This window comes from Corynebacterium singulare (genome assembly GCF_000833575.1).
In the GTDB taxonomy this organism is placed as follows: Bacteria; Actinomycetota; Actinomycetes; order Mycobacteriales; family Mycobacteriaceae; genus Corynebacterium; species Corynebacterium singulare.
The window spans coordinates 1,484,074-1,497,003 of record NZ_CP010827.1 but is presented as its reverse complement, the minus strand read 5'-3'; the positions used below and the strand labels follow the sequence as shown (position 1 = coordinate 1,497,003).

Here is a 12,930-nt window from a genome sequence, read left to right as displayed (position 1 = left end):
AGAAAGCAGAAGTAGTCCCCATCGTGAGCGCACAGAACTCCTCCGCCGTCGCGGCACCCTCTGCCGCTAGGAAGCCTAAGGCCGCCAAGCAGAAGCCGATGTCTATCGGCGTGACGCTGAAGCACCTGCAAAAGCAGTTCCCTGATGTCACGGTGTCCAAGATTCGCTTCCTTGAGTCGGAGGGGCTGATTACCCCTGAACGCACGCCTAAGGGCTACCGCCGCTACTACCAGAAGGATCTGGATCGTCTGCGCTACATTCTGACCGCGCAGCGCGATAACTATACTCCGCTGAAGGTCATCCGTGAGCAGCTGGAAGCAATGGACTCCGGCCAAGTCACCGCGATCGTGTCCTCGCAGGCTGAGGCTCTTATCAGTGCTGAACAGCTCCGTGCTCCAGTGGTCAATAGACTTACTGATGCCGACGTGGCCGACCAGGCAGGCGCCACCCAGGAAGAAATTGCGAGCTTGGTCAAGGTGGGGCTCATCAAACCAGATGCTGCTGGTTTCTTCGACACCGATGATGTGTCTATAGTCACGGCTGCGGTTGCCCTTGAGTCTTTCGGCTTCGAAGCCCGCCAGCTCAAGGCCCTGCGCAACGCGGCTCGCCGCCAAGCTGACCTTATCGCGCAGGTTGCCACGCCCGTCGCTCACTCGAAGTCCGATACCGCGCCGCAACAGGCGGAAGAACTCTCCCAGCAGATGGCTGCGCTGGTGCTTTCGCTGCACAGCACGTTGGTGAAAACCGAATTGCGTGACGAGTTCTTGCCGTAGTGTCCCTCGCTTCAGCCGTGCGCGCTGGGACGCCATCCATGCACTGCCAAAGTGTGGGAGAGTGGAACCATGAACTCTGAAGAACTGAAACTTTTAGGTATCCATCCAGTCGGCCCCGAAAACAATCTGTGCGCCCTTTTCTATTGGGAAGAAGCAGACCGCCACGTTCCTGTGTGGGTGTCACCCATTGACGGCGCGCGTGTGCTGCAGGTATTAGAACACCATTTTAATGCGCGCCCCAGTACCTACGAACTCCTGATTGCCTTCGCTGATCAACTCGATGGCATTGAGAGTATCTGTGTCTCGGAGTACCGCAAGGGTGCGTTCATGGTGGATCTCATTGATGGCAGAGGGGAGGAGCATGACGCCCGCATGTGCGATGCTCTTGTGTTGGCGGATCACTATGGCGTGCCCATTACTTTTGAGAAGGACGTGCTCAATGAGGTTGCCATCTATATCAGTGATGAAGACCTGAAGGAGTACTACGGACTTGAACGTGAGTCCGAATCCCCTGAAACCTTCCCTGAGAAGCGGCTGCGTGACGTCGATGAACGGGTTGCTCAAAGGAAAGCCCAGGAAGATGATGATTTTGAGCAGCTAATGCGCGATTCTGGAATCTCCGAAGAGGATCTTTTCAGCGAGGATGAGTCGGAGGATGAGAACTAGATTCCCGTTTGGTTTATCATCACGCGGCGCCCCTCCAGGGCGCCGCTTTTTCTTTCTGCCTGGGAGATTTTTAATGACACGCGTGTGACTAATGATGACAAAGGGATGAAACAAGTCTAAAGTTCTACTAGAGGTTCAGCGCGGTCTACCCTTGACGCGGGTAACGGCGTGGCCTTTAATAGAAAACTAGAACTCCCTTCAAACACCATTGGAGTAATTACGTGAGCAGTAAAGACCTTTACATCGAGAATCTCGAGGCCGAAAGCCAGCTGGACTACGGCACGAGCGAAAGCTACGTCCAAGAGTCACTCTTTGATATTGGCCCGGATGAGGAACTGGGCTACCGTGTTCCCATCGCCTGCCAGGTAGCGGGAATTACCTACCGCCAGCTGGATTACTGGGCACGTACCGATCTAGTCAAGCCTTCCATCCGCACCGCCCGCGGCTCTGGTTCCCAGCGCCTGTACTCCTTCAAGGACGTACTTGTGCTCAAGATTGTCAAGCGCCTGCTGGATACCGGTATTTCCCTCCAAAACATCCGCTTGGCCGTGGACTCTTTGCGTGACCGCGGCGTCAATGACTTGGCTGAGCTTACCCTTGTCTCCGATGGTACGACCGTCTACGAGTGCCGCTCCAACGACGAAGTCATTGACCTTCTTGCCGGTGGCCAGGGCGTCTTCGGAATTGCAGTGCCTGGCATCCTGAAGGAACTCTCCGGCACCATTACTTCCTTCCCTGCAGAGCGCATCGTGGAGGAAGAAGAGGCTGATGTTGTCGTCGGTCTTGACGAGCTCGCAGCTCGTCGTAAGCGCAAGACCTCGTAAGCCCGAGGCCCGCTGAGGAACATCTTTAGCCGCCGCACATCCCAGCACTGCTGCTCACGTCAGTGCCAACCGGGGTGCGCGGCGGCTTTGTCTTTCCAGAAAGTAGCCTTCACCCCCAGAGCTAGTACGTGTCAGGCATAGAACTCGTACTCGTCTGGGCTTAGGCGTGACGCTAGTGTGCACCAGCGGCGGCAGCGAAGCTGTTCTTGTCCTCGGTAAGGTCGGCGGGATTTGCTACGGCGGTGAACGAATCCGCTGCCTTTTCTAGTTCGGCGTCCTTGTCGCCGTCACCAATATGAACAACGCTCAAGCTCACACCGTCGCCGCGTGCATTTTTCACTGCTTCGGCAAAAGAGGCATCATCGATATCCTGCTGCGTGCCGGTCGTAATGAGAACGACGCGAGTGTCCTTTCCGCTCTCGGACACTTGGTCCGTGGCGTTACCCAGGGCCGCGATGACAGCACTGCGCGTTTGGGGAACTCCGCCGGTGCCAAACATCTGGGCGGCATAAGCCACGTTGTCAGCATCGCCATAAGCTACGTTTTGGCGATAACCCACCGTAGCGGTGGCGGAAATGGGGGAGGAGTAGTTCCACAATCCCACCTGGCTTCCCTGTGCACCGGCAGCTCGTGCGGCCTCAGCTACACCTTGGCTTACCGGATCAAAGTACGGAGTGAGATTCTCAGAGGTATCGAGGAGGAACAACGTATTCGGTGCGACCTCATCGGCTGCGCCTTCGGGCTTGTTCTCCGAGCTAGGCGCAGTGACAGTGGAAGATGACGCGTCCTCAGAGGCCTCGGTCGATGTTGAGCTTACAGAGGATGATGGAGCTGCCTTCGCGGTAGGGGAGACTGCTGTGGTGGCGTTCCCGGAAGTCTCCTCGGGCGTAAGCGCTGTGGAGGATTTTTCTGCCACGGTCTCGGATGAAGCAGGGTCATTTCCACGGAAAAGGAAGAAGCCACCGATAACAAGCGCGAGCACCGCGAGGATGGCCACGATAATGAGCCACGGAGCAAGTGCGTAGTTATTCTTTCCATCCGAGTGCTGGGCCATCATGTTCCTTCCGCGCTGGGGGCCACTTGACCTATCGACTCAACGTCACGCGCGCCGACAGGTCACATCAATGGTTATTCATTGTAGCGGGCAGCGCTGTGCGAATAAGGGAGACAAGCCGCGCGCGGAGAGGCTCGGCGGCGTCGGAAAGCGCGCGCTGGCGGCGTACATACTCAGCCTTTCCCTCCGGAGTTTCAATGGGCACGACCCCAAAACCCCACTCGCGGCAGTCATATGGCGAAGCCTCCATGTCTAATGTGCGGGCAGCCACCGCCAGCCGGAACGTGTCCAAAAAGAGCTCTCCGGGAACGAGCGGCCCCAATTTCCACGCCCATTTGTAGAGATCCATCGTTGCGTGCACACACCCGGCTTGGTCGTGCTGCGGCTGATCCTCACGAGTCAGGACCGTAAGGTTAAGTGGACGTGCAGGTTGAGTGAAGAAACGGAAGGCATCGTAGTGTGTGCATTTGATGCGGTGCTTGTCGACGACCTCGTTCGTCCCCTCTGCCCCCAGCCGCAAAGGCAGATCGTGGCGAGGGGAATCAGTGTGGTAGACCATTGCCCATTCATGCAGGCCAAAACAATCGAATTGACTAGGGTTGTGAGTGGTCTTATCGAGCAATTCCAGGATGTAGCGCACCGTACCGCCACGCTTTTCTAAGAAAGCCTCGCTGTCGAGTGTGATGCCCGCGTCGCTGTGGTGGTAGAACCTCCACTCCTCATGCGGCACCGTATCCCCGGCAAGTACCACGCCGAGGCCAGGGTGCCAACGGCGCAGGTGCGATGGCCGCACAGGATAGTACTCGAAGAGGAAGTCATACACAGGATGGTAGGAACCTGGATGGCGATAGCGAGCAAGGTACTCATCCGCAGCTTCCTCGTGCGCACGCATCCGGGCCTGCCAATCCTTGGGCTGGAGAATCATCGCTGACCCGAATTTCCTGTCCGGCGACGCTGGTTTCGGCGGCGTCCACGCTGGCTTTGGCTTCCTGCTCGGCGGTGTGAAGTCTGCTCTTTAGCGTGTTTCGGGGGAGTCTTCTGGGTTCGCTTCTTCGGCTGTTGCTGGTGTGGCGGTCCAAGCGGCTCGCCTGAAGGTTTACGAGCTCCCGTCATCTGGGCTAGATCTGGGCTGCTGGCCGGGTTCTGTCGAACACTGATGTCGAGATCCGTATGCTCAACACCGGCCTTTTTAATGAGCTTGGCTACCTCGTCGCGCTGTTCATCGGTGACGAGCGTAACGACGGTTCCGGACTCGCCGCCGCGCGCCGTGCGCCCCGAGCGGTGTAGGTAGGCTTTGTGCTCAGCGGGCGGGTCAACGTGGACGACGAGCGATACGTCCGCGATGTCGATGCCGCGAGCAGCAATGTCGGTGGCGACAAGGACTGGCACGCTTCCATCGGCGAAACCTTCGATGGCTTTAGTCCTCGAGCCTTGGCCCTTATCGCCGTGCAGGGGAAGCGCGTTGATACCAACTCGGCGCAGCTTCTTGGCTTGGCGGTCGACACCATGTTTCGTGCGCATAAACATGATGGTCTTGCCCTTGCGTGCGCCTAGGCGCAGCACGACGTCATTGCGAGCTTCACGTGTGCCAACGAAAATCAGGTGGTGATCCATCGTGTCCACCGCTGCTTCAACCGGTGCAGTCGAGTGAGTGACGGGATCATGCATGAACTGGTTCACCAGCTTGTTGACCTCTCCGTCGAGGGTTGCGGAGAACAGCAGACGTTGCCCGTTATCTGGTGTGAGCTTGAGTAGCTTCCGCACCTGGGGGAGAAAGCCCATGTCCGCCATCTGGTCAGCTTCGTCCAGTGCCGTGATGGTGACATCATCAAAAAACAACTTGCCTTGATCAATGAGATCCTGCGCGCGGCCCGGTGTGGCAACGAGTAGGTCTACCGGCCGGGCAAGGGAGCGAATGTGGTTGTTGATGTTGACACCGCCGACCACTGCGAGCACACGCAGCCCGAGAGCTGCTGCAGGTTCGTCGAGTCGCTGCTGAATCTGGGTGGCGAGCTCACGCGTCGGTGCCAAAACGAGTCCACGCGGGCGGGCAGGACGTGAGGTGCCGGATTCCGCCAATCGGGCGAGCATCGGCAGACCAAAAGTGAAAGTCTTGCCGGAACCGGTTGGCCCGCGGCCGAGGACATCTCTTCCGGCGAGGGCATCCGGAATTGCGGCTGCTTGGATTGGGAAAGGAGTTGTGATGCCCTGCTTGTCTAGGACACGCACAACGTCACGGGGAAGGCCGAGTTCGGCAAAAGTAGTCATTGCTTCACAAGTCTAGTGTTCGTGGCAGTGATACCGAAATGACTGATACGCCCATCACCGTGTAGCTTGCCGTTAGCTGCTCAGGTGCTCAACGTTGCGGCTTGCGGGGACTTCCACCCATGTCTTATTACCTTGGCGAGAGCGTGTGCTGGGATTTTGCTACTTTGTCAAGCATGACGCCCCCTCACAATCAGTCGCCTTATCCGCAGGGCAACCAGAATTCGCACCAACCGCACACCAATGTCAATCATCCTGACCCATACGCAGCGCATCAGTCTGTCCCCTATGGAACAGGAGCGCAGGCCTTTCCCGCAGTCGATGAGCCGCAGAGATCATCGTCCTCGACCGCACGATGGATTATTCTTGTATTTCTCATCCTTGCGCTGGTTCTGGCCGGTCTCGGTTTCGCGGCATACCGCCTGATTTCAGGCAACGATAGAGAGGATTCGCACCTCGGAGCGCCACTGAGCGAGACGCCGACGGCTGTGGAGATGACCACGGAGGCTTCATCGGTTCCGAGCCCGAGTGAGGCCGCAAAGGCTTCTAAGAATCCCACTTCCCACAACGAAGAGGCCACACAGGTCGAGGCCGCACCTCTCGCGCCGCTGGAAGGCTTGCCCGCTGACTACTTCGACCACTCGCTGTCTATGGAGGAGGCGGATAAGATCCGAGAAGGTGAGATTGTTGAAGCCCCAGTGCCGGAAGAGCTCGCTGGGTTGACGGACACGTGTATCCAAAGCGCCTCATTCTTCGGAAAGCCTGATGACCAGGGATTTTTCTCTAGTGGCATGGTGCCGACGATTACCTGCTTCTTCGGTAAGGAGGGCGAACTCCAAGTCAACTACACCAGAAATAAGGACGCCATTGCTGCCGCAGCGAAACCGGTCAAGGAGCACGTAGGAAAATTAGGGAGCCTTTCAAGCAGACTTAATCTAGCTGGACGGGCTAATGAAGTGAAAACGACCCGCGGTTCGATGCTTTTCCTGATCTACAACTCGCATGAAGGCCAGAAGGAATTCGTGATGTCGGAAGTTCTTGCGGGGGAGACTGCCGCGATCGAATACATCTCCGACACGAGTCAGGTACTGCTGCGCCAACCGCTCGTCGATGCCGGGATTGTCGAGCGCGACCGTAAATAAGAAAAGTAGCCGAAGCACCACGACACAAGCGATACGGAACAAGCCCCTCACGAGGAGGGGCTTGTGCGTGTTGTGGCCGATGACTGAGCTTAGTACTCGCTCAAGGAACGGTCACCCGACCACTCGATGTGGAAGGTACCTTCGCGGTCCACGCGCTTGAAGGTGTGGGCGCCGAAGAAATCACGCTGGCCCTGGATCAGAGCAGCGGGCAGACGCTCAGCGCGCAGGCTGTCGTAGTAAGCAAGGGACGACGCAAACACTGGTGCCGGCAGGCCCAACTGGGTTGCTGCGACGACGACGCGGCGCCACGGGTCGATGAGGCCTTCCAACTCGCCCTTGAAGTACGGATCCAGGATAAGTGCGGGCAGGTCAGCATTGTTGTCATAGGCCTCGCGGATGCGGTCGAGGAACTTGGCGCGGATGATGCAGCCGCCGCGCCAGATGGTGGCTAGATCGCGTGGGTCCACGTCCCAGCCAAACTCTTCAGAGCCGGCCTTAATTTCGTCGAAACCCTGGGAGTAGGCGATGAGTTTCGCGGCATACAGGGCGCGGCGAACGTCCTCGATGAATTCGGCCTTATCGACGTCGAGTTTCTTGATAGTGCCGGATGGGAGCTGGCCTTCCTGCGCGGCAACGCGCTGTGCGGTGGAAGAGGACAGGGCGCGGGCAAAGACAGACTCAGCAATGCCGGTAATGGGCACACCGAGCTCGAGGCCATTGATGGCGGTCCAGCGGCCGGTGCCCTTCTGTCCGGCGGCGTCCACGATGACGTCGACAAGCGGGGCGCCCGTCTCCGGATCCTTCTGTGCCAGAACCTCGGCGGTGATTTCAATGAGGTAAGAGTCGAGGTCACCGGAGTTCCACTCGCGGAAAATTTCTGCGATTTCGGCTGGTTCCAGCCCTGCACCGTAGCGCAGCAGCTGGTAAGCCTCACCGATGACCTGCATATCGGCGTATTCGATGCCGTTGTGAACCATCTTGACGAAGTGGCCGGCGCCATCGGGGCCGATGTGGGTGACACAGGGAGTGCCATCAACGTTGGCCGCGATGGACTCCAGGATGGGGCCGAGGGTCTCCCAGGACTCGGCTGGACCTCCTGGCATGATGGAGGGGCCGTTGAGCGCGCCTTCCTCGCCACCGGAAATGCCGGCACCGACAAAGTGGCGGCCCTTTTCAGCGACCTCCTTCTCACGGCGAATGGTGTCCGTGAACAGCGCGTTACCGCCGTCGATGATGATATCGCCCTCATCCATGGCGTCAGCCAGCTGGTTGATGACGGCATCGGTAGCCTTTCCTGCCTGAACCATGATGATGGCCTTGCGCGGGCGCTCCAGCGAGGCAACGAAATCCTCGACGGTTTCAGACGGAATGAAGTGACCTTCCTCGCCGTGCTCTGCGATGAGTGCACGGGTCTTCTCGGGGCTGCGGTTGTACACCGCAACTGTGTTGCCATTGCGAGCAAAGTTGCGCGCCAGGTTAGAGCCCATGACGGCAAGGCCCACAACGCCAATCTGAGCGAGATCTGTCTTTTCAGCAGTTTGAGTCATGTCCACCATCCTACGTCACCACAATCGACTAGCCTTGTGTGGCATGGAACACTCTGAAATCTTTACTCAGCTCCTCGGAGCCGCCCAAAACCGCCCGCTCAACGAAGAAGAACTTGGCCTCATCAACTCCAACCCACAGGGCTTGGCAGGACTGATCGGCCTGCGCTATACGCACGTCTCGGAAGACGAGATTCGCTCTGAGGTTGAGGTTGTGCCGGATCACCACCAGCCGTGGGGCGTGGCGAATGGTGGTCTGTACTGCACCATCACAGAATCGACGGCGTCGGTAGGCAGCCTTATCGTGGCCGGCAAGCCGGTGGTGGGCGTTAACAACAACACGGACTTCCTCAAGCCCGTGGCGGACGGGATCGTCACTGCGGTTGCTACCCCCCTTTACAAGGGGCGCCGCACGCAGCTGTGGGAGGTCAAGATCAGCCAGGGTGACGTCCTCCTCGCCGCCTCCACGCTGCGTACGATGACCGTTCAGTAAGCACTGCGGCCTACAGCCAGTGGTTGCGGCGGAACCACCACCACATGGCTGCTACAACCAGCACCATGAGGCCCAGTGCTCCGAAGTAACCCCACCTGAAGTGAAGCTCTGGCATGACATCGAAGTTCATACCGTATACGCCGGCTACCAGCGTCGGAGCCGCCCACATGCCGACGACAGCGGAGATGGTGCGCATGTCGGAGTTCTGTTGCATGGTGACTTTGGCCACGGAGGCGTCGATAAGCGAAGTCAACCGTTCATCGAAGCCCGCCACCTGGTCTTTCACCACGAGCTCATGGTCGTTAACGTCACGCAGATAGGAGCGAATTGTCTTCGAGATGAGATCCTTATGGTCGGAATTCATCGCGCGCAACGCCGCCGAAAGCGGATCGATAGCGTGCTTCATCTCGAGGATCTCGCGCTTGAACATGTAGATACGGTCAATGTTGGGCAGCGAGTTGGGGGTGAAAACCTCCTCCTCGAGCTCGTCGACCTCGATGGCGATGAGGCGACAAATCTCGGAGTACCGGTCCACCATCATGTCGAGGATTTTCCACGCCATCGCGACGGGGCCTTGCTCGACGAGATCCTGTTCGTCCTGCACCACATACGCCAGATTCGGCAACTTGGCAGAGTGGCGCACGGTGATGATGAACGTGTCACCAATAATCATCTGCACCTCACCGGTGGAAATGATCTGGCGCTTATCAGTCACTTCATCATGGTCGCGGTAATTCACCGAGCGCGCGACGACGAAGAGCTGGTCATCGTAGCGCTCCAGCTTGGGACGCTGATGCGCTTGGACAACGTCTTCAACGATGAGTTCGTGGATACGAAACTCTGAGGCGACCTTCGTCATTTGCGATTCGAAGGGCTCATAAAGGCCGACCCAGACAAAGCCGCGACCGTATTCTTCGATGGTTTGCACCGCGCTATGCGGCGTAAATTCGCCGGGCAACGCCTCGCCATCGACGAAGACACGGCAGTGCTCGATTGCGCGCTCTACGGGCACGGAGAACGTAGGTGAGGAGCTGGGGGGATCGTTCTTTTTACGTGGCCTAAAGGGCGACGGTACAGACGGCATCGTGGGACAGCCTCCTTCGCGTGTTCTGGGCCCGGGAGGCGTGCTTCCCCGGCGGTTTTATGTGAGCGGGTAAAGCTTACACCGTGTGAGGGCATATAATCGCTTTTATGCCTACCTGGAAAGAAGTTACCGCAGCTAACCCGGCCCATTCCCACAATTTTGCACGGAAGTGGAAGACGCTTCGAGCCCAGGGCAAGGACATCGACGGCGAAGCCCGGCTTATCGACGCCATGAGTGAACGCTCCTCCCGTGTCCTTGACGCAGGCTGTGGATCGGGGCGTCTCGGCGGCGAGTTGGCCAAGCGCGGCCACATCGTACTTGGCGTTGACGTCGATCCAATCCTCATCGAGCATGCAGAGCATGATTATCCGGAGGCCGAGTGGCACATCGGGGATTTATCGGAAGATGAGATCCCTGAGGGAAATTTCGACATCGCTGTGGCCGCTGGCAACGTTATGACTTTCATTGCGACCGAGGGCCGCGGGGCCGCCTTGCGCAATGTTTTTACGGCACTGCGTCCGGGTGGGCGTTTCGTCGTGGGTTTTGGTGAGGGCCGTGGATGGGGCTTCGGCGAGTTTCTCGAGCTCGCTCAGCAGGTGGGCTACCGCGTGGACTTTACGTTCTCATCCTGGGACATGAAGGTGTTCAAGGAGAACTCAACCTTTATGGTCGCCGTCCTCGCCCGCCCCGGCGCGGACCTGCTTGGCTAGACAAGCGCGCTAACCCTGCGCCGCAAGCCGGCGCATACGGTGGCCGTGGTCAATCGGGCCATGGCCCTTGCCCACGTGCAGTTCGTCGGCATGGGTAATGGCTTCGTGGAGCCAAGCAGTGGCCCATGTGAGGGCATCATCAAGTGAATCGCCCGCACCCAAGCGCGCCGCCAGCGCGGAGGAAAGGGAACAGCCCGTGCCGTGTGTATTTTTTGTCGCCACCCGCGGGCAAGGAACCCGTTTAACCTGGCCTTCCGGGCTCACGGTGGCGTTATCAGCATGCTCGCCGTTGAGGTGTCCTCCCTTGACCACGACCCACGTGTTGTTCTCCCGAGCCCACTCAGTGGCCACGGCGATCGCCTCATCCAAGGTTAGGGGCTCTGCAACTCCCGCCAGCACCGCCAGCTCCGGGAGGTTTGGCGTGACGACGGTGCAGCGGCGTGCCAGCTCCTGTACTGCACGCTCGGCGTCCGCATCGAGGAGACGATCTCCGCTGGACGCCACCATGACCGGGTCGCAGACCACAGGGACACCCTCCGGCAGCGAGGCAACGAACTGACTCACCGTTTCGGTGATGGGGACAGAGCCGAGCATGCCGATCTTGAGGGCGTCGATAAGCACATCGTCCTTCACCGAGTCCAACTGCTCCTGCAGGAAGCTCACCGGAGGAGTATGAATGCTGCGAACACCCTGGGTGTTCTGGGCCACGAGCGCCGTGACCACCGCCATGCCATAGGCACCGGCTGCCTCAAAAGACTTGAGATCCGCATGGATGCCCGCGCCACCGGTGGGGTCAGTGCCGGCAATGCTCAGGACTCGGGGCAATGTCATGGTGAAACTCCTTGGGGCTTGGCAACTCTGATTCTTCTCCACCGTATCTGGGAATGCGCCTCGGTATCTGAGAAAGCGTTGCTGTGGCAGAAAAAAGGGGGAGAGGATTTCTCCTCTCCCCACTGCCGTGAGCCTTATTTAGTGAAGGTCGCGGTCAATTACGTTGCGAGCCACGCGCTGCTGCTGAGTAATCTCCAGGTTGCCGCGGTCACGTGAGACCGCATTGAGCAGCCAGTGCAGGGCCACCAGAACGCGGCTGCGGAAGCCCACGATGTAGGCGATGTGCAGGCCCAGCCAGGACAGCCATGCCGGGAAGCCGGAGAACTCCGTCTTACCCAGCTTGACCACGGCGTTGAAGCGGGAGATAACTGCCATGGAGCCCTTATCAAAGTAGTCAAACGGCTCAGCCTCATTCGCGGTGGACTCCTCATCGATCTTGGCCTCGATGAGCTTGCCCACGTGGTTACCGCCCTGGATGGCCACCTGGGCAACGCCCGGAAGGCGGTTGAGAGAAATCATGTCACCGACGATGTAGACGTTCTTGTACTCGCCGACGGTCAGGTCCTCGTTGACGGCGACGCGGCCTGCACGGTCGGCTTCCACACCAGCCTGGTCAGCAATGAGCTTGCCCAGCGGGGAAGCGGCCACACCGGCGGACCAAATCTTGGTTGCAGCCTCGATGGTGACCTCTTCGTCGTTCTTCATGTTCTTGTAGGTCACAGCGTCCGCAGTTACGTCCGTCACCATGGCGTTGAGGCGAACATCGACACCGAGCTTCTCCAAGGTGCGCTGAGCCTTGCGGCCGAGACGCTTGCCGAACGGCGGCAGCACCTGCGGGGCGCCGTCGAGGAGGTAAATCTTGGCGGACGTGGATCCGAAGTTCGAGTACTCGCCGGCGAAGGTGCGCTGCGCAAGTTCAGCGATCTGACCGGTGAGCTCCACACCGGTCGGGCCAGCACCAACGATGACAAAGGTGAGCAGCTTCTCGCGCTTTGCCGGATCCTCTTCCAGCTCTGCCTTCTCGAAGGCGGAGATGATGCTGGAGCGGATCTCAAAGGCATCATCCAGGGTCTTCATACCCGGTGCGTACTGGGCGAAGTGGTCGTTACCAAAGTAGGACTGGCCGGCACCAGCAGCGACGACGAGGGAGTCATACTCGTAGGTGCGGGTAGCCCCATCGAGCTCAGCGGTAACGGTTTGGTCCTTGATGCTGATATCAGTGACCTCGCCGTTCACGAAGTGGGCATTGTCCTGGTTGCGCAGGATCTGGCGCGTGGACGGGGCGATCTCGCCCGCGGAGATAACACCGGTGGCTACCTGGTAGAGCATCGGCTGGAAGAGGTGGTGGTTCTTCTTGTCGATGAGGGTGATCTCAACGTCTGCGTCCTTGAGCTTCTTAACGGCATTGATGCCGCCGAAACCTGCACCGATAACAACGACGTGGTGGCGGCCGTTAGCTGGACGGTGGGGAGTGTGCGCCATAGCGATTGGTTACCTTCCTCAGAAAGCTAGAAAATTTTACGCGAGTTAGTCTAAACCTTTCT

13 protein-coding genes are annotated in these 12,930 nt (G+C 58.8%); 6 read left to right on the top strand and 7 right to left on the bottom strand.

Annotated elements, in window-relative coordinates:
• Positions 1-23 precede the first annotated feature (23 nt).
• From ftsR to CSING_RS06955, 3 genes are all read left to right on the top strand, one after another.
• The gene (gene ftsR / locus CSING_RS06965; protein WP_042530923.1) at positions 24-773 is read left to right on the top strand and encodes a transcriptional regulator FtsR; all 750 of its coding nucleotides are present in this window, start codon (positions 24-26) and stop codon (positions 771-773) included.
• A 69-nt stretch (positions 774-842) separates the two neighbouring features.
• A complete protein-coding gene (locus CSING_RS06960) occupies positions 843-1,439 on the top strand; it encodes a bifunctional nuclease family protein (RefSeq protein WP_042530921.1) in 597 nt (198 codons plus the stop codon).
• A gap of 269 nt (positions 1,440-1,708) precedes the next feature.
• The gene (locus CSING_RS06955) at positions 1,709-2,263 is read left to right on the top strand and encodes a MerR family transcriptional regulator (RefSeq protein WP_141741443.1); all 555 of its coding nucleotides are present in this window, start codon (positions 1,709-1,711) and stop codon (positions 2,261-2,263) included.
• A 172-nt stretch (positions 2,264-2,435) separates the two neighbouring features.
• Here CSING_RS06955 and CSING_RS06950 read toward each other — a convergent pair whose 3' ends face one another.
• The 3 genes from CSING_RS06950 to CSING_RS06940 form a co-directional block, all read right to left on the bottom strand.
• A complete protein-coding gene (locus CSING_RS06950) occupies positions 2,436-3,320 on the bottom strand; it encodes a vWA domain-containing protein (RefSeq protein ID WP_236683940.1) in 885 nt (294 codons plus the stop codon).
• 64 nt (positions 3,321-3,384) lie between these two features.
• Positions 3,385-4,242, bottom strand: a complete 858-nt coding sequence (locus CSING_RS06945; RefSeq protein WP_042530915.1) for a hypothetical protein — start codon at positions 4,240-4,242, stop codon at positions 3,385-3,387.
• Positions 4,239-5,585: a DEAD/DEAH box helicase gene (locus tag CSING_RS06940; protein ID WP_042530913.1), complete on the bottom strand. Its 1,347-nt coding sequence runs from the start codon at positions 5,583-5,585 to the stop codon at positions 4,239-4,241. Before CSING_RS06940 ends, CSING_RS06945 begins: the two co-directional genes overlap by 4 nt.
• A gap of 173 nt (positions 5,586-5,758) precedes the next feature.
• Here CSING_RS06940 and CSING_RS06935 point away from each other — a divergent pair, with 173 nt between their 5' ends.
• Complete coding sequence (locus CSING_RS06935) at positions 5,759-6,724, top strand: hypothetical protein (RefSeq protein ID WP_144403122.1); 966 nt, start codon at positions 5,759-5,761, stop codon at positions 6,722-6,724.
• 89 nt (positions 6,725-6,813) lie between these two features.
• On the opposite strand, the gene gndA is transcribed toward CSING_RS06935, so the two are convergent.
• A complete protein-coding gene (gene gndA / locus CSING_RS06930) occupies positions 6,814-8,271 on the bottom strand; it encodes an NADP-dependent phosphogluconate dehydrogenase (protein WP_042530908.1) in 1,458 nt (485 codons plus the stop codon).
• A 43-nt stretch (positions 8,272-8,314) separates the two neighbouring features.
• Here gndA and CSING_RS06925 point away from each other — a divergent pair, with 43 nt between their 5' ends.
• Positions 8,315-8,761 carry a PaaI family thioesterase gene (locus tag CSING_RS06925; RefSeq protein ID WP_042533251.1) on the top strand — a complete coding sequence of 149 codons (447 nt, stop codon included), beginning with the start codon at positions 8,315-8,317 and terminating at the stop codon, positions 8,759-8,761.
• A 10-nt stretch (positions 8,762-8,771) separates the two neighbouring features.
• Here the strand turns inward: CSING_RS06925 and corA are convergent, their stop codons facing one another.
• Positions 8,772-9,845 carry a magnesium/cobalt transporter CorA gene (gene corA / locus CSING_RS06920; RefSeq protein ID WP_042530906.1) on the bottom strand — a complete coding sequence of 358 codons (1,074 nt, stop codon included), beginning with the start codon at positions 9,843-9,845 and terminating at the stop codon, positions 8,772-8,774.
• Positions 9,846-9,952: 107 nt separating this feature from the next.
• Between corA and CSING_RS06915 the strand changes: the two genes are divergently transcribed.
• Positions 9,953-10,555, top strand: a complete 603-nt coding sequence (locus CSING_RS06915) for a class I SAM-dependent methyltransferase (RefSeq protein ID WP_042530903.1) — start codon at positions 9,953-9,955, stop codon at positions 10,553-10,555.
• A gap of 9 nt (positions 10,556-10,564) precedes the next feature.
• Here the strand turns inward: CSING_RS06915 and thiD are convergent, their stop codons facing one another.
• Together thiD and CSING_RS06905 are read right to left on the bottom strand one after the other, a co-directional pair.
• Positions 10,565-11,386, bottom strand: a complete 822-nt coding sequence (thiD, locus tag CSING_RS06910) for a bifunctional hydroxymethylpyrimidine kinase/phosphomethylpyrimidine kinase (RefSeq protein WP_042530900.1) — start codon at positions 11,384-11,386, stop codon at positions 10,565-10,567.
• A gap of 138 nt (positions 11,387-11,524) precedes the next feature.
• Entirely contained in the window at positions 11,525-12,868 is a 1,344-nt protein-coding gene (locus CSING_RS06905; protein WP_042530898.1) for an NAD(P)/FAD-dependent oxidoreductase, read from the bottom strand.
• Positions 12,869-12,930: the final 62 nt, after the last annotated feature.